Origin of the sequence: Anabaena sphaerica FACHB-251 (assembly GCF_014696825.1) — a bacterium.
In the GTDB taxonomy this organism is placed as follows: Bacteria; Cyanobacteriota; Cyanobacteriia; order Cyanobacteriales; family Nostocaceae; genus RDYJ01.
Genome location: NZ_JACJQU010000003.1, coordinates 12,559 through 32,669, shown reverse-complemented (window position 1 = coordinate 32,669; position 20,111 = coordinate 12,559). Strand labels below are relative to the sequence as shown.

The 20,111-nt window shown below is 38.5% G+C and carries 12 protein-coding genes; 4 read left to right on the top strand and 8 right to left on the bottom strand.

Annotation, left to right across the window (positions count from 1 at the left end):
* Positions 1-312: 312 nt before the first annotated feature.
* Together H6G06_RS07355 and H6G06_RS07350 are read right to left on the bottom strand one after the other, a co-directional pair.
* Entirely contained in the window at positions 313-4,263 is a 3,951-nt protein-coding gene (locus tag H6G06_RS07355; protein WP_242039637.1) for a glycerophosphodiester phosphodiesterase family protein, read from the bottom strand.
* Between the two features lie 387 nt (positions 4,264-4,650).
* A complete protein-coding gene (locus tag H6G06_RS07350; protein WP_190559134.1) occupies positions 4,651-6,831 on the bottom strand; it encodes an alkaline phosphatase PhoX in 2,181 nt (726 codons plus the stop codon).
* Between the two features lie 649 nt (positions 6,832-7,480).
* On the opposite strand from H6G06_RS07350, the gene H6G06_RS07345 reads away from it, so the two are divergent.
* Positions 7,481-8,845, top strand: a complete 1,365-nt coding sequence (locus tag H6G06_RS07345) for a CHAT domain-containing protein (RefSeq protein ID WP_190558602.1) — start codon at positions 7,481-7,483, stop codon at positions 8,843-8,845.
* A gap of 176 nt (positions 8,846-9,021) precedes the next feature.
* The gene (locus H6G06_RS07340) at positions 9,022-9,237 is read left to right on the top strand and encodes a hypothetical protein (RefSeq protein WP_190558600.1); all 216 of its coding nucleotides are present in this window, start codon (positions 9,022-9,024) and stop codon (positions 9,235-9,237) included.
* A gap of 73 nt (positions 9,238-9,310) precedes the next feature.
* Here H6G06_RS07340 and H6G06_RS07335 read toward each other — a convergent pair whose 3' ends face one another.
* Entirely contained in the window at positions 9,311-10,813 is a 1,503-nt protein-coding gene (locus H6G06_RS07335) for a phenylacetate--CoA ligase family protein (protein ID WP_190558598.1), read from the bottom strand.
* Positions 10,814-10,988: 175 nt separating this feature from the next.
* Here H6G06_RS07335 and H6G06_RS07330 point away from each other — a divergent pair, with 175 nt between their 5' ends.
* The gene (locus tag H6G06_RS07330; protein WP_190558596.1) at positions 10,989-12,704 is read left to right on the top strand and encodes a serine/threonine-protein kinase; all 1,716 of its coding nucleotides are present in this window, start codon (positions 10,989-10,991) and stop codon (positions 12,702-12,704) included.
* A 75-nt stretch (positions 12,705-12,779) separates the two neighbouring features.
* The gene (locus tag H6G06_RS07325; RefSeq protein ID WP_190558594.1) at positions 12,780-14,912 is read left to right on the top strand and encodes a serine/threonine-protein kinase; all 2,133 of its coding nucleotides are present in this window, start codon (positions 12,780-12,782) and stop codon (positions 14,910-14,912) included.
* A gap of 140 nt (positions 14,913-15,052) precedes the next feature.
* Here H6G06_RS07325 and H6G06_RS07320 read toward each other — a convergent pair whose 3' ends face one another.
* The 5 genes from H6G06_RS07320 to H6G06_RS07300 all read right to left on the bottom strand — a co-directional run bounded on the left by H6G06_RS07320 (position 15,053) and on the right by H6G06_RS07300 (position 20,004).
* Entirely contained in the window at positions 15,053-16,639 is a 1,587-nt protein-coding gene (locus H6G06_RS07320) for an Hsp70 family protein (RefSeq protein ID WP_190558592.1), read from the bottom strand.
* 290 nt (positions 16,640-16,929) lie between these two features.
* A complete protein-coding gene (locus H6G06_RS07315; RefSeq protein WP_242039619.1) occupies positions 16,930-17,589 on the bottom strand; it encodes a nucleotide exchange factor GrpE in 660 nt (219 codons plus the stop codon).
* 27 nt (positions 17,590-17,616) lie between these two features.
* Positions 17,617-17,829: a DUF2997 domain-containing protein gene (locus tag H6G06_RS07310; RefSeq protein WP_071188455.1), complete on the bottom strand. Its 213-nt coding sequence runs from the start codon at positions 17,827-17,829 to the stop codon at positions 17,617-17,619.
* Positions 17,830-17,931: 102 nt separating this feature from the next.
* Positions 17,932-18,306, bottom strand: a complete 375-nt coding sequence (locus H6G06_RS07305; protein ID WP_190558590.1) for a DUF1257 domain-containing protein — start codon at positions 18,304-18,306, stop codon at positions 17,932-17,934.
* Positions 18,307-18,414: 108 nt separating this feature from the next.
* On the bottom strand, positions 18,415-20,004 hold the full coding sequence (locus tag H6G06_RS07300) for an AAA family ATPase (RefSeq protein ID WP_190558588.1): 1,590 nt from the start codon (positions 20,002-20,004) through the stop codon (positions 18,415-18,417).
* Positions 20,005-20,111: the final 107 nt, after the last annotated feature.

Below are 20,111 nucleotides of genomic sequence, written 5' to 3'. Positions count from 1 at the left end.
AATGTTAATTTTGATAGCGTCTGGTTAGAGAATTTTCCGATTGTTGCACAGATGGCGTAATCATACTTGTATCTTCAACGAGCAGCGAAGCTCACAGTCGGACATGATATGAAAATATCCCCGACCTCTCTAAGAAGTCGAGGATATGAGACTTTTTGGGCGTTGCTGAATTAGGGTATGAAATTGAAAAATCAATGATTTCAAACTCTTACTCTCTGTGACTGGAGCGCCTCTGCGTGAAACAAAATCATACTCTTAATCAGCAACGCCACTTTTTGCAAGTCAAAAATTACAAACAAATGCTATGCCTTTTTAAGCAAAAGCGAAATTAGCAGCAGTCAAGCTGGTAGTATTCATTCCTGTCAGAATTGCAACAGTTGTGCTACCTACCATAATGCTATTACCACTTAAGGTCAGGTCACTGAAGTCAAAACCTGCACCTTGACCACCAATACCTAAAACATCCGTACCCATCTCAAAGTCAACGATGGTATTAGCAGCACTGGGTAAATCACCTGTGAGTATCCAGAATTGATCAGCACCAGCACCACCAGAGAGTAAGTTACCACCACCCTCTTGGACGTAGAACTTATCGTCACCTTCACCACCTAAAGCGCGACCATCTGCACCCAGGTAGAAGATATCATTGCCTGTACCACCAGAGAGACGGTAGTTACTGGCATCTGTAGCGTCTATTTCATCATTGCCACTACCACCAAAAGAGCGATCGCCATTACCCACATAGATAATATCAGCACCACTACCAGTAGAGATACGGTTGTCACCTGCGCGATTACCACCAAAGGGAACATCTACTTCATCGTTGCCAGCACCTGTGAAAACTATGTCACTGATACCATCAAAGTCAGTTCCAGCTATCAATATATCTGCGTTTGGTGAACCTGTAACCAGGTCTTTTGCCGGTTGACCTACACCCGCAGCTAGGTTGAGGGTTTGATCTAATTTGAGGATGATGATTTCGTTGTTGTCGATATCTGGACCACGACCAACAGAGAAAGGATAGTTATTGTCATTGGCCACCAAAATGGTTTTTTCGTCAATAACTAATACATCTTCAATGGTGACAAATGGGAAGTCAAATGTCGTTTTGCCATCTCCGTTGAGGTCGTTGGGGTCTTGGATGTTGAGGAGGTCAGCTACTTCCACTTTCTCAACAAAGCCGTTAGCGTCTTTTTTCGACAAATCAACTTTGTAGATTTTTTTGAATTTAGCCGCGTCACCTTGACCACCATCTCTTTCTATGATCAGGTACTCATTGTTATTAATGACTGTGAAATCACCAATAGCATGACTGGGGCTTTCCATGCGGTAGAAACCCTGTAATCCTTGGTATTGCTGGGAAGCGACATCAAATTTATAGATTCTCAGTGAACCTATAGGATCACCAAAAACGGTTCCTTCCAGTAAAGGATATAAGGTTTTTTGGTCGGGACTAATAGCCATCCCTTCAAACCCTCTGGAACCACCAAGGTTGGAAACAACAGTTTCACCTACGAATTGGTCACGCACCAAGTCACCTGTACTGGGGAAGTCGGTAAAATAGCCGTCAATACCCAATTCGATAAACTGCTCATATTCAGCTTTTGGATCACCGTTGTAGTCTGATGCCAGAAACAGTCCTTCATTGCGGAAGGTGTAGGGATGTACCAGCAAACCTGCTTCATGGGCATCTTGGACTAAAGTTGTGGGAGTACCAAGAACTCGGTCAGCTTCGTTAATTGTGCCATCACCATTGAGATCATCTGGTTGACCATCACCATTATTATCTACTGTGTTGGCAGGAATAATTAAACGCTTGCTGGGTCCAATTCCAGAGGCATACTCGGCAATTTTAGCTAGTTCTGCGGGAGTGGTAAGATTGCCGTAGGTGCGAATATCACCACTAACTACAAAATCATAAGGTCTTTGTGTTGCTCCCCCATATAATTGAATTAGTGGTAGATCAATACTTGCCGCTGGCATGATCACATCATTGAGTTCTTGGAGATTGCCTACTTCAAAAGACTGGATAAATACCCGTTTTGGATCAGTAAAGTTATTAGCAACTAAGGTGTTAACTAGCAACTGCCCTAAATTGGTATTAATTGGGGTTGTTCCGTCTAGAAGTTTACCTTCAGTCGCAAAATAGGTGGGGTGTTTGGTTTCTGGATAAATACCGATTTTGCGACCTGTTTCTGTTTCTACCTGTTTGACTAAATCAATGATTTCTGTGAGGGTGGGAACTTCTAAGTTGTCATTGTCGTATTCTGTTCCCCGTAAGTCTGGTAGTCTTTCTATCGCTTTTAGGGTTTTGATTTCTGCTAAAGTTAAATCTTCAGTAAACCAACCTCTGATAGTACGACCATCAATGATTTTGGTGGTGAAACGGTCTGCAAATTCTGGACGGGTAGCAATATCAGTGCTGGTGTCCGTGCGGTTGATTGTACCATCAGCGTTGAGAATTGCTAAGGCGTTTTCATGACGTGCGATCAAAATTCCGTCTTTGGTAGCTACCAAATCAGGTTCAATAAAATCTGCCCCATCTGCGATCGCTAATTTGTAAGCTGCTAAGGTATGTTCTGGACGTGAACCACTTGCACCTCTGTGACCAATTACTAAAGGTGCATTACCATCTAAGGTGTTAAACTCGGTTTTAGCTAGAACATCAGGGTTTTGGGGCGATCTTACAAATGAACTGGTAATTTGGTCGCGTGCTAAGTCACCTGTACCTGGAAAATCGGTAAAATAGCCATCAACACCCAAATTGATCAACTGTTTAAATTCTTCCGCTGGGTTGCCATTATAATCTGAAGCTAAATAGCGTCCTTCATTACGGAAGGTGTAGGGATGTACCAGCAAACCCACAGCATGGGCATCTTGGACTAAAGTAGTAGGGGCAGTTAGAGTTTTATCAGCATCGTTAACTGCACCATCACCATTGACATCATCCGCTACACCATCATTATTAGCATCCACACCCTTGACAGAAACAATCATCCGTTTCCAGGGGCCAATACCATCCGCATAGGTAGCAATTTCTGCTAAACCTGCGACTGTTCGTAAGTTTGCATAGGTGCGGATATCACCGCTAACCACGAAATCATAAGGTTGAACTTCTTGCAGAGAACCATCAAGATTGACATCATAAGCATCTAATAATTGAACTAGAGGGATATCCGTTTTGCCATTCAGTTCTTTGAGGTTAGCAACTTCAAAAGATTGGATAAACACCCGACTAGGATCAGTAAAATCTGCTGCTTCTAAAGTTGCTAACAGCGGTTCTTCTAAAGATAGATTCAGATTATCGTGGAAAGTTGGATGTTTAGTTTCTGGATAGATGCCAATTTTGCGACCTGTATCTAGTTCTACCTGTTTAACCAATTCAATGATTTCCGCAAAAGTAGGAATTTCATACAAATCATTAAACACTTGAGTGCGGAAACCTTGAGGCATTTTTGCCTTTAGTGTTTTGATTTCTGCTAAAGTAAAGTCAGAAGCAAAATAAGCAGTGACTTCTACACCATCCAGCATCTTGGTAGTTTTGCGGTCTGCACCAAAAACTTCTGCTACGTTGGTAGTGTCATCAAGCATTGGTTCATGACGGGCAATTAACACACCATCCTTAGTAGAAACCAAGTCTGGTTCAATGAAGTCTGCACCTTGTTCAATTGCTAACTTATAAGATCCCAGAGTATGTTCTGGTAGTTCACCACTAGCACCTCTGTGTCCAATGACAATTGGCGCTTCACCAGTTAATGTATTAAGTGTGATTGTGTTAGGTGTAGGAATAGGTGCATCTAACAATTTGCCAGTAGCATCAAAATGTAATAGATAAGGACCAAATTCTTCACCAATCCAGATTGAACCATCTTTGGCAATCACAAATGATTCAATATCAAAGTCTGCACCAGTTAATAATCTTGCCGTAGTTCCTTCATTAACGATTGAAAACGGAATTTTATTATCAGGGTCAGAAAGTTGAATGAAACCTAAAGTATTAACAGTACCGTCACCATTTTCTGTCCCCTGAAAATTAGGATCTACCCGATGGATACGCAGTAAATAATCTGCACTATTGTTTTTTGCCCCATAACCATTATCTGACAGAAAATAAAAACTCTTATCATCTGCAAATTGTACACCGCTAAAACCTTGTATTGGCTGTCCGGGAAAGGGTCCGGTTCTACCATTACCAGAAATACCATTTCCTGATTCTGGACCCTCAGCAAAACTATCAGCAGGGAGAGAAGAAAAACCAATCAATTCAACATTTTGAACCATATATTTAATATCTCTGTTTTTGATGTTTTTGATTTTTACTTTTGGGTACTATTAAATTTCTCAGTATTCACTCACTAAAAAAGCACAATGAGAAACTTTAACAAGTACCAATAAGTGATATTTTCATAAAAAGATTAAGATAGAAATAACTTAGGTAAAACAAAAGGTTAAAATAAATCATAGTTCATAATTAACTTTAAAAATTAAGCATTAAAAATTAAGCATTTTTTTCTTCTCTCTGTGTTCTCTGTGCCTCTGTGGTTAGTTAAAAAAATAAGATCCCCGACTTCTTAGAGAAATCGAGGATCTGAGACCTTTTAAAAGTCAAAAATTTAAAATGAATGCTGTCTTTATGAATGCTGTCTTTTACTAAACAAAAGCGAAATTAGCAGCAGTCAAACCAGTCGTATTCATTCCATTCAACATAGCCACGGTTGTTGCACCAATCATAATGCTGTCACCGCTCAAAGTTAGGTCGCTGAAATCAAAACCAGCACCTTGACCGCTAATACCTAAAACATCAGTACCCATCTCAAAGTCAACGATGGTATTAGCAGTAGCAGGTAAATCTCCAGTCACGATCCAGAATTGGTCAGCACCAGCACCACCGGAAATTAAATTTCCGCCACCTTCTTGGACATAGAATTGATCATTACCATCACCACCTAAAGCACGACCATCTGCACCCAGGTAGAAGATATCATTTCCAGCACCACCAGAGAGACGGTAGTCAGTAGCATCTGTAGCGTCTATTTCATCATTGCCACTACCACCAAAAGAGCGATCGCGATCGCCCACATAGATAACATCTGCACCGCTACCAGTAAAGATGCGGTTGTCTCCTGCTAGATTACTACCAAAGGGAACATCGACTTCATCATTACCAGCACCTGTGAACACGATGTCATTGACCCCATCAAAGTCAATACCACCTGTCAAAGTATCTGCACCAGTAGAACCAGATACCAATTGAGAATCTTGAATCAAAGAGGCATTAGGAGTAACTAAGAAAGCTAACTGGCCACCTTGCACCAAGTTGTCACTAGCTTCAACTGTGCCATCTCCATCGGTATCAATACCGGGTTTATTAATAATATCGCCATCACGAAGGCTGTGAGCTTGGGTATCAATGATGAACTGTGTACCAGGAGCGTTACCAAACAGTTCGGAAACATCGAGAATACCGGAGGATTCCCAGTTACCAATATCTGTAGGGCTAGAATCAGTTTGGCCGACAGGTACACCAGAGCGATCAATTTGTGCTACACGGGTTGCAGTTGCAGCAGGATCTGCGGCTGATGGGTCAATACTCCAGATAGAAGCTTCTTCTCCAGAAGTTGCACCAAATAGGTCAGCACCAATGGCGCGGTCTTCTTGGACATAGATTTTGCCATTATCAGCCCAGTCTAAGTTATCAGGACTCCGCAATCCAAAATCTTTGTTACCGTCGTCGTTACCATCGTAGAGGATGTTAAGGTTTGCGGTGATTTCAGTTGCGCCAAAGTCAACATCTATTTTATAAGTTGTACCCCAGGTATCAGCATCATCGAAAATACCAGTACGACCAGTGGAAGCCAAAACAGCTTCAGTACCATCAAAGGGGTTGGTGGCTACATCTTCAGGACGAGAGAACAAGAAAGCACCTACTCCCGCAGCTAACGCATCCTGTTTAGCTTGATCGGCAAAACCTTGAGCATCGTAACCATTAGTACCAGCTAAGTCGGGGCGATAGTGGTCGATTTCCACAAATTTACCGTTTGTGTTGTTACCACTGCCATTAAAATCTCTAGGATCAGCTTCAATAGCATCTGCGGCATCTGCGGCATCATCGGCAACCCAAACATACAATTTACCGTCAGCTAGTCCATTACGATCTAAGAAACTGCCATCACCATTAACATTTTTGTTACCAACATAGAGAATTAATGGTGCAGCACCGCGATCATCTCCTACTAACAGGGCTACTTGATCAGTGTTACCAGTGTCTAGTTCGGTGACGCTTTCCCAAGCCGCACGACCTAACCAGGGTACAGCCCACAGTTCACCTGTTTGTACATCCAAGGCAAATTCTGTACCACCGTCGGTTTCTTCACCAGCAAAGTAGATGGTATCCGCAAAACCCATACCAGCACCAAACTGGTTGGCTTCCATTAAGTTGGCAGAACAAAAGCGGTCAATACCACCAAATTCTAAGTCAGAAGCTTCGTCTACAATTTCACCAGCACGGTTGTAAATGGTGTCATAAGCTAGACCTGAATCAACTATTTTCAGGGTACTTTTATCAATGTCAAAATAGCTAATTCTTGCACCAGGTAATGAAGCACCACTTTCCAGGGTATATTCATAACCTACGTTGCTGCTCAGTTCGCTGTTAACCAAGATTCTAACTGTGGTTTCGTTGAGTTCAAAAGCACCTGTACCATCAAGAATACCTGGTGGGGTATAACCATTAATGGTTTCACCAACAGTAAAAATAGGGTCAACTGTATAACCGTTCAAACCTTTAACTTGTGCGGGTTGGGTTGTATCGAATGGTGTATTAATATGCATCAAATTCTTCAATTTTCTTGGCAATAATTACTAATAAATCAGCGCAAAAGCTGTAACAACAAAGGCTCAAAACTATAAACCGAAAGTTGCATCAACCTTTCTTTCTATGACGGTTTTAGAAAGATTTACATGGACTGATTATTTTTTGATATCACAATAAATAGGATTTCATTTAGAGGTTAAGAAGTGAATATGATCTAGCTATTAATTGATTATTAATTGATTATTAATTGATTATTTGTTAATTATTATTTGATTAAAATTTGTGATTTTGACGAAAATAGACTTGCTATAATATAATCTCGGTTTTTTGTCAAGGATAAATCAACGATCAATATTTTCACAATTCAGGAGTCCAAAGATTAGACATTGTATAAAAATAATCCATCATGTTTTCATCCTGATTAAATTATTTATATTTATGTTTAATTCCTGATCTCTAGCAATCCTATTTGATTCGCAAACGCTGAGAGGCTTAGATACAGGACTCCTTAAAGAAGTCCGGGATCTTCTTGTTCATAACTCATTTAGGATTGCTATATTACTTACACGTTAACTAAACCGAAGTAACTAAAAACTTATATCACTGGCAGGGGATATGGAAAATATGCTTAAATTAAGTAAGTAGTAAAAGCTAGGGAGTACATTAATGTTTCACAATCGATGGAAAAAAGCAATTACTTTTTCTTTATTATTTGCTTTGGTATTTTTAAGTACAATTACCTTTAATCTTCTCCTGCAAAATCAATCTGCTTATGCTGTTAAAGAAGAAGATTGGGATAGATTTCTCAAAAACAAAAACTTTATTGAAGCAGTAAATGAAGTTGAGAAACATTGGGAAAAAGACTATGAACAATATTTTGATCAAAATTTGGCGGATTTTACCTTAACGGCTGAAGATATAGGGAAGACACTTACTAAAATATCTCAACAAACTTCTACAAAATCTGCTGTTATCTGGATATGGCCACGAGAAACACAACTGCAATTAGTAATCATCACTCCTGGGAAAAAACCACAGGTTTATAGTGTTGTAGAAGCTGACAAAAAGACTTTAATGGATGTGATCAAAAGGCTAAATGTCGCCATTACCAGTCCCAGCAGACGTAGAACCAAAGCTTACTTGGAACCAGCCCAAACATTATATAAGTGGATGGTAAAACCATTAGAATCTACGCTAGAAACTGAAAAAATAGATACCATACTTTTTTGTTTAGGAAGTGGTTTACGTACTCTACCAATAGCAGCATTACATGATGGAAAACAGTTTTTAGTAGAAAAGTATGCGATCGCCCGCATTCCTGCTTTTAATTTAATGAATTCTAACTACAAAAAAACTAAGTATTCGCAAGTTTTAGCAATGGGTGCATCGGAATTTTCTCAACTGGAATCTTTACCAGCAGTACCAGTAGAATTAAATGAAATTACCCAAGAATTGGGTTCAAGTAAACAATTTATCAATCAAGAATTTACCCTCAAAAATTTCCAAGCACAACGAAAAAAACAGCCTTTTAAAATTGTTCACTTAGCTACCCATGCAGAGTTTAAACCAGGAAACCCCGATCAGTCTTATATTCAGTTCTGGGGTAATGAAAGAATTAGATTAGATGAAATCGACAAGTTAAATTTGGATAAACCACCAGTGGATTTATTAGTTCTAAGTGCTTGTAGAACTGCGTTGGGAGATCAAGAAGCAGAGTTAGGTTTTGCAGGGTTAACAGTTAAATCAGGAGTAAAATCCGTTTTGGCCAGTATTTGGAATGTTAGCGATGTGGGAACTTTGGCTTTGATGACAGAATTTTATCAGCATTTGCAACAGACACCACTCAAAGCAAAAGCACTGCAAGCAGCACAAGTTGCTATGCTAAAAGGGAAAGTGGGTTTAAAAAGGGGTGAGTTACAGGGATCTAGTGGAGGTTTGCAACTTCCATCAGAATTAGCAGCATTGAGGGATGAAACTTTCTCCCACCCTTATTATTGGTCAGCTTTTACAATTATTGGTAATCCCTGGTAAATTTTTTAGGAATCTTAGATCCCTGACTTCTTAAATATGTTGGGGATTTGATTATAAAAATCTTTTTGTTCATCACTAAATTTTGGTGCTAAGATATATTCACAGCCTTATGGAATCTCCGCTTCGTAAACTTCCTGCGCTTCTAGAAATAATTACCAACTCTTCAAATTACCCTCATGAAACGTATTACTTCTTTTTTTATCGCTACTGTAATAGCGTCTATGTCCGTGTTGGGTATTACACAAAATGCTGATGCACATCCTCATTATCGTCGTCAGACTACTACCCATGTAAGACGTTATCGGACTTGTACTGGAAGAAATCGTTATAGATATTATCATGGCAGGTATTATAGATGTCGTTACTCTAGACAGAATACAAGACATCATTAATTACCTATTATGTAGGTTGGATTGCGACTGCCTATGCCAACCTACAAAATAAATTATGAATTATGAATTGGTATTACTTTCGTGTATATCGATGTTTGACACCTACAGGGAAATACTCAACATCACCCGTAGGTTTTAATTCTACTTGCGGTGTTTGATATTCCACGGGAACATAATTAGCAAACTCGCTATTTAACCGCAACAGTTGAGAAAGAATAGAACTAGTTATAGCTTGTCTTTTCTCTTCACTACCCTCTATATTTGGTGCTAATTCCACAACCACAGATAAAAAGCGATTTTTATCTAAATCTTCTTGTACCTGCAATACAAACTTACCTGTTACCCATTCTCGAATTATCGGTTGTTCTAATCCCACTGTCACATTTTCTGGGTAAATATTTGCACCAAAATAGGAAACGGTAAAATTAGAACGTCCAAAAACATAAACAAATGGTAATTGATTAATTCCTCTATTTTGCTGTAATTCTATAATGGGATTAAACCCCCACTCTACTAAAAATTTCAGCATCTGGTCATAACTAATTAACCCACCATTATCTAAGATATTATATCTAATTAAAGGAATGCCGTTATTACCAGAAAATATTAATCTACTATCTTCAACTTCAAAAAATCGACTACAAGGATCATACTGTACTAATGTTGGTAAACGAGACTCTCCAAATAATGCTTTAGCTGCTGCGGGATTTTCTGCTAAAAACCGCCGAATACAAATACTTAAAGGTGTTTCATTTCCTAAAACTCCTGCGTCTGCTGTTCCATACATGGAAGCAAAATCATAACAGGGATTTTCAGATCCTATCCTTTCACTAACTAAACTCCGCCATTCTTCACTAAATACTTCTCCAGCCATTACTAGTTTAATTTGATATTGTCCCCACTGTAAACCATTGGCAATACCCATATCAATTACATCTTTAAGAAATGGCGGATATCCTAATAGTACAACTTGCTCAAAGTTACCACCCAGTTCCTGCACAACTCGCAAAATTTCTGTTTTATTGTTACCAGGAGTAATGACTGTGATAGGATATCCTTTGAGGGCAAGATACCGACAACAATTGGTCGTGAACATTCCCCCTACCCATGTTCCCAAGGTAAAACACACTACTGCTAAGGTGCTTTTGGTGTCTGCATGAAAACTATCGTGAAAAATCTGCTCAAACCTTGTGGCTATTTGTAGTTCATCTGTCAAGAAACGCGGCCAAAATGTGGGTTTCCCCGTTGAGCCAGAGGAAGCTGCGATCATATCACAGCTTCCTAATGTTCCATAGTTACATAATTCTGATAAGGAGTAAAGAGAAATATAATTTTCTTTACAAATGACTGGCAACTTTTGGAAGTCTGCTAAGGTTTGAATTGTCTCAGGATTGATGTGATGTTCTGCTAAAAATGCTTTGTAAGCTGGTACAGTAGCAGCTACAGTTTGAAATAGATGTATAACTATTTCTTGAGTGTCAATGTTCAGATGCTGTGCTAATTTCTCTGCTAAGGGAGTAGAGACAAAATTTTCCAGTTCTTTAATTGCGTTTTGGGTTTGTGTTTGCGGTTTCATCAGGCTTGTGATTTTTAATGATTCGGTGATTTGGGCGGGCAAGATGCCCACCCCACAAGATTGTATAATTAATTTATTTTTTGTATTTTTTTAATATATGCCTTGGTGGAAATGTTCGTAAATTACCTTTTCGCTGTTGTAGAACTGTATGAGTAACTGATTATCTTCCCCTACCATGTCGGTATATTGCAGCAAAAAACACGTGAATAATAGCAGTAACAGTTTTTGTACTCACTGCGGAGAAGCGTTACCTCTAACTGTAGGACAGGTAATAGATAATCGTTATGAAATTGCGCGTATACTGGGGCAAGGTGGTTTTGGACGTAGCTATTTGGCGATTGATAGGCAAAAAAGCCGTCAAAAGTGTGTTTTAAAGGAATTTGCCCCCCAAGTTGTCAAATCAGAAGATTTACAGAAAGCTAAAGAATTATTTGAACGGGAAGCAAGTGTACTCAAAAAAATTCAGCATCCCCAAATTCCGCGTTTTCATGCTTCACTACAAGCAAAGATTGGCACTAAGGATTTTTTCTTTTTAGTCCAAGATTATATTGAGGGTGCTAATTATTATCAGTTATTTGCACACCGTCAAAGTCAGGGAAAATCTTTTAGTGAGGAGGAAGTTATTAACCTTCTGTACAATCTTCTCCCCGTTTTGAGTTATATTCACTCTCTAGATATAGTTCACCGCGATATTTCACCGGATAATTTGATTTTACGCCAAAGTGATAATTTACCTGTGTTGATCGATTTTGGAGGTGTAAAACAATTACCAGCTTATCAGGGTTTTTGGCAGACACAGTTGGCTGGAAATGGAACTTTATTAGGTAAAAAAGGCTACGCACCTGAAGAACAGTTAATTCAGGGAAAAGTATTTAAAAGTAGCGATTTATACTCGTTTGCAGTGACTGTTTTGGTGTTAGTGACTGGGAAGGAACCGCAATTACTTTATGATAGCTATAACGGGACTTGGTACTGGGGAAAGGAAATTAATGTTAGTCCGAAATTAGAGGCCATCTTAAAAAAGATGTTGGCATATAAGCCGAGCGATCGCTATCAAAAAGCTGATCAAGTCCTCAAAGATTTACCCCCATCAGCTTCTCTCCATACAGTAAATACAATAAATACTATGCAACCTCCCGTCAATACCCAAAATCCTTATATTACCAAGTTGAAAACGATGGTAGCCGCACCTGGGGTAAAACGCGCCCAAGCTATTGGTAGTAAATTCCATCATCGGACTCAACTTGCTGTCCAACAAATCCCCATGCCAGTATGGTTGCGCCCTTTTGCTGTTAGCTTTATCATTACGACGGGAGTAACTTTAACTGGCGTGGGTGTGTGGGCGTTGGGAAATTTTATGGTAAAAAGTGTATCATCAATTACTTTACCTAAAATTGAAGTTCCCAAAATACCATCTATCAATAATCCTGGGGGTGTAGCAAATAGTAATCGCAGTATTCAAGAAGTTTTCAGCCGCTTGCAAGAGTTGGAAATTTCTCCAGTGGTTTTTACTAGGATAGTAGATGAACGCTTTTATACCTTAAGAACGGGATTGCAAAGAAGGGTGTTAACAGATAAACCGGAAGATAGAGTTTTACGTGAACAGTGGAATAGTACAGCTGATGAGTTGTTAAAGAACATTGAACGGGCTAATTTAAGTCAAACAGCACGCCGGAAAATAGGTAGTTATAGTCAACAAGATTCTCAGCGTTGGGATCAACTGGCTAAAGCTGGTAGATTGGGTAAATATAAGTCTTTTCAGGATTTGCGAGAAGAGACATATCAGAAATTTGATCCATTGTTTCCTGGTCAAGAGCGTGGGAAACTAAATCAGCAGACTTTTCTGCAAATTTGGTATGCGATCGCATCTGATCAGGTAGGGAACAAGTGATTGGGGACTGGGGACTGGGAACTGGGAAGAAAATCTACCAATTACTAATTACTAATTACTAATTACTACTAACTAATGACTAATCTTTATTGTTCTCAAGGGCATCAAAATCCGTCGGGTAGTAAGTTTTGTCTCCAGTGCGGGGAGAAAATGTTAGATATCCCTACTGCAACCAGTGGTATCCAAGCTGGACAAACTTTAGGCGATCGCTATGTTATTGTTCGTCTACTCGGACAAGGTGGGTTTGGACGGACTTATTTAGCTGAAGACCTCAACCGTTTCCGAGAAGCTTGTGTTTTAAAGGAATTTTCTCCCCAAGTTCAAACTCCCTACGTTGTCCAAAAAGCTAAGGAACTATTTCAGCGGGAAGCAAGTGTTCTTTATCAATTAAAACATCACCAAATTCCCCGCTTTCGGGAATTATTAAGTATGAACTTGCAAGGTAAAGAATACCTGTTTTTGGTGCAAGATCATGTAGAAGGAGAAACTTATAATTCTTTATTAAATACCCGCAAACAGCAGGGGTTAAGATTTACAGAAATAGAAGTACGTCAGCTATTACAGCAAATTTTACCAGTCTTGGAATATATCCACTCTGTGGGTGTAATTCATCGTGATATTTCTCCTGATAATTTAATGCTTCGCAATGTTGATAAATTACCAGTATTAATTGATTTTGGTGGTGTTAAACAAGTCGCTGCAACTGTCGCTTCTCAATATTATCAATCGGGTGAAATCTCATCTAGTAACAGTGGCACTCTGTTAGGAAAAATAGGGTTTGCACCTCCAGAACAAATGCAAACAGGTCTGGTGTCTCCCCACAGTGACTTATATGCGTTAGCTGTAACAGTGCTAGTTTTACTGACAGGTAAACAACCGCAAGAATTAATTGATACTGAAAATTTAAATTGGCAATGGCGGCGAGAAGTTAACCTCAGTCCCGTCTTAGGTAACATTTTAGATAAAATGCTATCGCCAAGACCAAGCGATCGCTATCAGTCAACCCGTCAAGTTCTTGCAGCACTCAACCCCCAAGGAGTTGATTATCCTCCCACCCAACTCCCAGCTAACTATCCTCCTACTCAATACCCAACTCCCACACCCCCACCTATTCCCACAGCAGGAACAGTGGCTGTCTCTCCCCCCAAAACACCAGTCCATCAACCTGTTGTCACGCCCACACCTCAAACCGCAAGTGTATGGACAGCTACAAACGTCTTTATTGTTACCGTCGCCTTATTTAGTAGTGTAGGTCTGCTGTGGTGGGGATTCAATAACCGCCCAGAGGGTTTAAAGGGAAGTGATCCCTTGATTACATCCAGTCCTACCCCTAGCAAAACTCCATCCCCTGAACCCACAGCTAATTATTCACCAGCAGAAAGAGAACGCAAACAAAGATTGAGCGATCGCCGTCAACAGTTGGGTATAAATAATAGCTTTTATGTCAGTTTAATTAATCAAATCTTTTGGCAAAAAAACCCCAGTCTTACAGGACGCACCCTCAGCGATAAACCAGAAGATGAAAGTTTGCGGTCAGAATGGGATCAAACCGCCTCCGAAGTCCTTGATAAGCTTTCTCCTCTCAGTGAGAGTTCCCGTAGGCAAATAGGAACTTATACACCAGCAGAACGCGATCGCTGGAAAGTAGAAGTTAACAAAATCAATGTTGGTAGTCGTTCTTTGTATGACTTGGGTGATGCTGCCTTCTACCGTGTATTCCCAGAACAGCGAGGTAACAATTTCCTAGATCAACCAATAGGGCAAGTTTGGCACGCATTTGTCAGTGATAAACTAAACGCCATCCTTGCAAACAGCGCCTTTCAAAGAATAGTGTTTCCTGAAGGTGCTACAGGTAAAACAATTAGCGGTACTCTCCAACCAGGAGGAGGTAAAGTTTTCATTGCTGGACTGGCCAAAGATCAAAATATGGAAGTTAAACTAGATGCCGGTTCTCAAGTTTTACTATCAATTTATTCTCCCTCTGGTAAAGTCACATTTTTAGAAGATTCTACACAACGTAACGTTTCCAAGACATTACCAGAAACCGGATTTTATGAATTTGTCGTCGTTTCCAAAGCGTCAAAACCCGTAGATTATCAACTAACTGTCACAGCAGAAAATCCTCCAGAACCAGAACCCACACCCACAGAAACACCCACACCAGAACCCACACCAGAACCGACAGAAACACCAGAACCCACACTTTAGACTAGAAGGGACTGGGAACACAGGAGTTTTTGAATTTTGAATTTCACTATTTCTGGTTTTAACAGAGATTATTAATATATGAATTTTATTCTTTTTCCTGAGTAGTTTCGGGAGTATCTTTTTCTGGGTATTACCAAAAATTACGTCAATTTATAAATTTCTCCCCTATCAACTAACACTTCTCCTGTTAATAAATCTTTCACAGTTGCTAACAAAGTCCGCCGAGAATCTACCTCAAATAACACCGATATTCTATCAAATCCTGCTTCACCTGGAGGGTTAAGTTTTGCCACACAAACCTGTTGATGTTGAGTATCTAAAGAACAGTAACTTTCTTGATGTTGAAGAGTGCTAGAAGTCATTCTTCCTGAAGCATCAAAAGCAATTTCTGTTTGTGTCGTATCACCTAACTCACCAATATCTAAACGAATCTCTCTTTGTCCATTATTAGCAGCTTGTAAAGTTAACCATTCTTGACGTTGACAAGGATATTTTTCACCTTTGGTAAATAAATGATGATAAATATAACTTTTACTGTAACTTTCCCATAAACGAATTGCGTAACTATGACGCAAAAAATCATCTATTTCGGTAATCTGCGTTATTGCTAATGCACCATGACAAACTGCATCAAAAGGTTTATTTAACTTTACCTTAGTTTTACCAAAATAAGAAATTATCAATTGTTGAACTGCGGGAATTAAACAACTTCCTCCCACTAATAAAACTTGTTCAATATCATTTTTAGAAATACCCTTTCGCAATGCAAAAGTTAAAACTTCATCTAACGCATCTCGTAACTGTTGTAAAAACTGTCTATATTCTAAAATCTCTTCTAACTTTTCACGAGTTATTTTTAATTCATAAGACATAAAAGATTCATCATCAAACCAACTTTCAGAAACAGATGAATTTTTTGATAATTGAATTTTTAACCTTTCAGCAATTTCTAATAAATTCTGATAACTAATTTTACCCACTGCTTCCGGTGTGAGATTTTGAGAACGTAAATAATCATCAACTATCCAAACATCAATATCTTCACCACCTACATAAGCTTCCGACTTAGCTAAAACCTCAGCGCGTAAACTATTATTTTTATCAGAATTAGTTACAGTTTTAACTAAACTTAAATCGAGAGTTCCCCCACCAAAATCTACTACTAAAATCAATTTACCGGGACTTTTTACAGCATAACCTAAAGCTGCTGCTGTAGATTCATCAACGATAGATACTTTTGGAACATTTAACTTTTTTCCTAAATCTCGAAACCAATCTAAATAACGTTCAAAAGCACCAACAGGAACAGTAAAAATTAAATGACTAGGTTCGATATTTTGCTTTTTAATTTCTGTCCAAATAGTTTGGATAAACAACTCAGAAACAGAAACAACATGATAATTTATGCCATCAATTTGAATTGCTGGTGGTTGATAATCCCCAGCTAAATCACGTTTAAACTTTTTAAATAACCGTTCAGGAGGATAACTTTGAGAAAGTCCTAAACGTTGACTTCTCACACCTTCACCTAATATAATATTATTACCTGATTTAATAAATATTAAACTAGGAATAACCGGATATTCTAATCTTTCACCTTGAGAAGTCACACCCACAAATACACGGGATAAATTAGGAAAACGTAAACTTTTAGGTTGTTGAGTATCAGGTTCTAAAATACTAATTACAGTATTACTTGTACCAAAATCAATTGCAATAATTGTCATAATTCAAGTAGGTTGGGTTAAGCGAAGCGCAACCCAACAAAAACGAAATATTTTTATGTTGGGTTCAGACATAATAAAGATATTAAGTAACTTGGCACAATTAAATATAAAACCTCTCTCCAAACCTCTCCCCTACCAGGGGAGAGGCTTTGACTCCCCCTTCCCTAGTAGGGAAGGGGGCTGGGGGGTTAGGTTTATATTATATTTTTTAACGCCCACTTACTTATTTAATAATTTGTAAGCAGTAAATGTTGGGTTTCGTTCCTCAACCTAACCTACTATATTATCATTTAATTATTATCAAATCCTGGAGGAAGAGTGCGACTAACCTTAGCAGCATAGAGAATTTTATCACTATTTTGATAACCAATAAAACGAATATAGACTAATTCCCCTTCTTGAATATCATCACTATCAGCTTGATGTAATTGGGGATTATAATTAACCTGTTCCCAAGTTTCACCAATAGCAGTATAACCCCAACTGGTAATTAAATTATCTAAAGATGTAAATAGGGAAATTAGATTTTTAGCTGGTAAATCAGGTTTAGCTAAAGCCATTTTTTTGACTGTGGGATAGTTGCTGAGTAAGGTTTGTAATTGGGTAAAAGTTTCATTTTGAAAATCACTTTGCAATTGTTGAGATTGTTGTTTTAATTCCTCCCTTAGTCGTTGACATTGAATTTCTAAATCTTTGATTTTCTGTTCTGTGTCTGGAGAGGTTACAGATTCATTATTATTAGATGTATCTTGATTATTTTCTGGGAATAATATCCGCAGAATAATATAAACGATGATTACGAGAATTACAGCAAAAGCAACTTGATTAATTTGTTCTAGCATATTATTTCTTAGTTTATTTAATTCTCGTTCCCAGTCTCCAGACTGGGAATGTAATTCTAGAGGTTCTACCTCCATTTTATCAGAAGAGGCAGAGCCTCTATATTGCATTCCTTGTCAGAGACAAGGAACGAGGAATTATTGTTGTTGTAAAGATTGATTTTCAGAAGTGGTAATTAACTCATCATCTTGATAATATTCTGGTAATAATTCCTGAGATTCTATTTCTCCCAAGGATTTTTCTAACCCTTTTGTTGTTTCCACACAACTAGAACCAGTTGCATTTAAAACCCGTTCCACAATTTTACCATCTTTACCAATGCGATATTCTATCTTTTGATATTCAGCCATGATGATTTTTCCTTTTGTCCTGAGATCCCCGACTTCTTACCTTATTTAATCATTGATTGATAAAATATTACAAAGAAGTCGGGGATCTTAATTTATTCTTATTTAAACCCATCTACCAACTAGAACCCGCACCGTACCATCTGCTAAAACTTCCTCTTCTTCCACATTAAAACCCTCAGTTTGTATGGTTTCCATCAAGGTTTTATGGGCGTATTTTTGACTAATATTATTAATAAACTCCTGCTGATTAATTTTCGCACCCCAAAAATCTGCCACTAATTCATAACTTTCTCCATTTTGACGAAAACCTAAATCATAACCATTAGATTGCTTAATCACATATTCAGCATTAGTTTTATCACCCCTATAACCCCGAACATGAGTATTTTGTTCAACTTGATAACCCAACTCTTTTAATACTTGAAGCAGCACTTCACCCTGCTTAATTTGCACCTTGATAGTTGTAAAATGAGACATAAAAAATTAACTCCTATGAAAAATCTCTCTTAAACTCTCTTCCCTTCGCTTCCTATCTCTTCGAGACGCTGCGCGAACGCTTCTTCGTGGTTCGTTTTCTTTTATTTCTTAATCCACCTCCAAAGGACCCAAACCTTGCTGCTGAGAATAAACCTTTAACTCCTCAATTAACAGTGTATCAATAGAAGCCGTTCTTGCGCCAGCTTCCGCAGCCCAGCGTTTTAAACTGGTAATTTGTTCCTTAGCAATAGCCGCTAAAGGAACAGTTTCCGATACCGCCGCTAAAATATCTTCAGTGTTAAAATCCCGCCTATTACCATCTATTAAACTACCAAAAGCGCGGTGCATTCCATCAATAATTACTTGTTGAATTTCTGCACCGCTAAAATTCTCGCTATTTCTAGCAAGTTTCAGTAAATCAAAATCTCGCAGTCGGGAAGGACGGATTTTTTGAATGTGGACTTTAAAAATATCATGGCGTTCTTTTTCCGTAGGTAAATTTAAAAAGAATATTTCATCAAATCGCCCTTTTCTTAATAACTCGGCTGGTAATATTTGCACATTATTAGCAGTGGCTACCATAAACACCGGACTGGTTTTTTCTTGCATCCAGGTAATGAGTGTACCAAATACCCGGCGCGATGTTCCAGAGTCACCATCTACACCACTATTAATATTACCAAATGCTTTATCTATTTCATCCATCCATAATACACAGGGTGATATTGCTTCTGCTAATTGTATCATTTGGCGAATGCGATTTTCACTTTCTCCGACTATTCCCCCAAATAATCTCCCCACATCTAAACGTAACAATGGTAAACGCCATTCATGGGCGATAGTTTTGGCTGATAATGATTTTCCTGTTCCTTGTATTCCTACTAATAAAACGCCTTTGGGGTTGGGTATGCCATAACGTCGTGCTTCTTCGGTAAAAGCATCTTGACGCATTCGCACCCACTGTTTAAGATTTTCTAATCCACCGACATTTTTTAATGATTCATTGGATGTGTAAAATTCTAATATTCCTGTTTGTCTAACTGCTTGTTTTTTCTCTTCTAATACTCTATCAATATCTGTTTCGTTGACTTGTCCTTTTGCTGCTAAAGCTGCGGCTAAAACTCTTCTAATTCTGGCGCGACTTAATCCTTGACAGGCTTTGATTAATTGTTCTTTTCCTAGTCCATTTAAGTTAAGTTTTTCGGGGACTATTAATTGATGAATTAAATAATCTATTTCTTGAATGTTGGGTAAGGGAAAATCAATTACTGTAATTTCTTCTTGTAGTTCTGGAGGAATGGTTAATGTATGACTGGTGAGGATGAGGGTTTGGCGTGTGCGTTTGAGTTGACGGGTGAGGTTTTTGATAGCACGAATTACGGGAGCATTTTTTTCTGTTTCGGGGTTTTTGAGGATAAAATGTATGTCTCGCAATACAAAAATTGTGGTTGTATTTTCTGGGGTTTTGGTAATTCTTGATAATGCACCCATGACTGAACCTTTATCAGTTCCGTTGTCATCCCAACCGGTGACGATATCCCATAATAATAGTTGTCGTGGTGTCTGGGATATTTGGGTGAGTTGTTGCAGGACTTGTTCTATTGGTTCTTCTTCGACTCCGACTATATATAGTAGGGGATAGCGGGCGCGAAGCATGAGGTCTATTTGTTGGAGTAGTTGTTGATGGGGGTTATTCATTATGTATAAATGGGGGGTAGTTGTTAGTTTATTGGGTTTTTTATTTGTAGGTAATAATTATAATTTGTTAAGTAATTTATGACAGAAAATGCCACATAATTATTTTA

Bases quoted from the DNA above. Each gene is read 5' to 3' on its own strand.
- H6G06_RS07305 (WP_190558590.1), bottom strand. From the start codon at position 18,306: ATGTCTCATTTTACAACTATCAAGGTGCAAATTAAGCAGGGTGAAGTG.
- H6G06_RS07310 (WP_071188455.1), bottom strand. From the start codon at position 17,829: ATGGCTGAATATCAAAAGATAGAATATCGCATTGGTAAAGATGGTAAA.
- H6G06_RS07315 (WP_242039619.1), bottom strand. From the start codon at position 17,589: ATGCAATATAGAGGCTCTGCCTCTTCTGATAAAATGGAGGTAGAACCT.
- H6G06_RS07350 (WP_190559134.1), bottom strand. From the start codon at position 6,831: ATGCATATTAATACACCATTCGATACAACCCAACCCGCACAAGTTAAA.
- H6G06_RS07335 (WP_190558598.1), bottom strand. From the start codon at position 10,813: ATGAAACCGCAAACACAAACCCAAAACGCAATTAAAGAACTGGAAAAT.
- H6G06_RS07320 (WP_190558592.1), bottom strand. From the start codon at position 16,639: ATGACAATTATTGCAATTGATTTTGGTACAAGTAATACTGTAATTAGT.
- H6G06_RS07330 (WP_190558596.1), top strand. From the start codon at position 10,989: ATGTCGGTATATTGCAGCAAAAAACACGTGAATAATAGCAGTAACAGT.
- H6G06_RS07325 (WP_190558594.1), top strand. From the start codon at position 12,780: ATGACTAATCTTTATTGTTCTCAAGGGCATCAAAATCCGTCGGGTAGT.
- H6G06_RS07340 (WP_190558600.1), top strand. From the start codon at position 9,022: ATGAAACGTATTACTTCTTTTTTTATCGCTACTGTAATAGCGTCTATG.
- H6G06_RS07300 (WP_190558588.1), bottom strand. From the start codon at position 20,004: ATGAATAACCCCCATCAACAACTACTCCAACAAATAGACCTCATGCTT.
- H6G06_RS07345 (WP_190558602.1), top strand. From the start codon at position 7,481: ATGTTTCACAATCGATGGAAAAAAGCAATTACTTTTTCTTTATTATTT.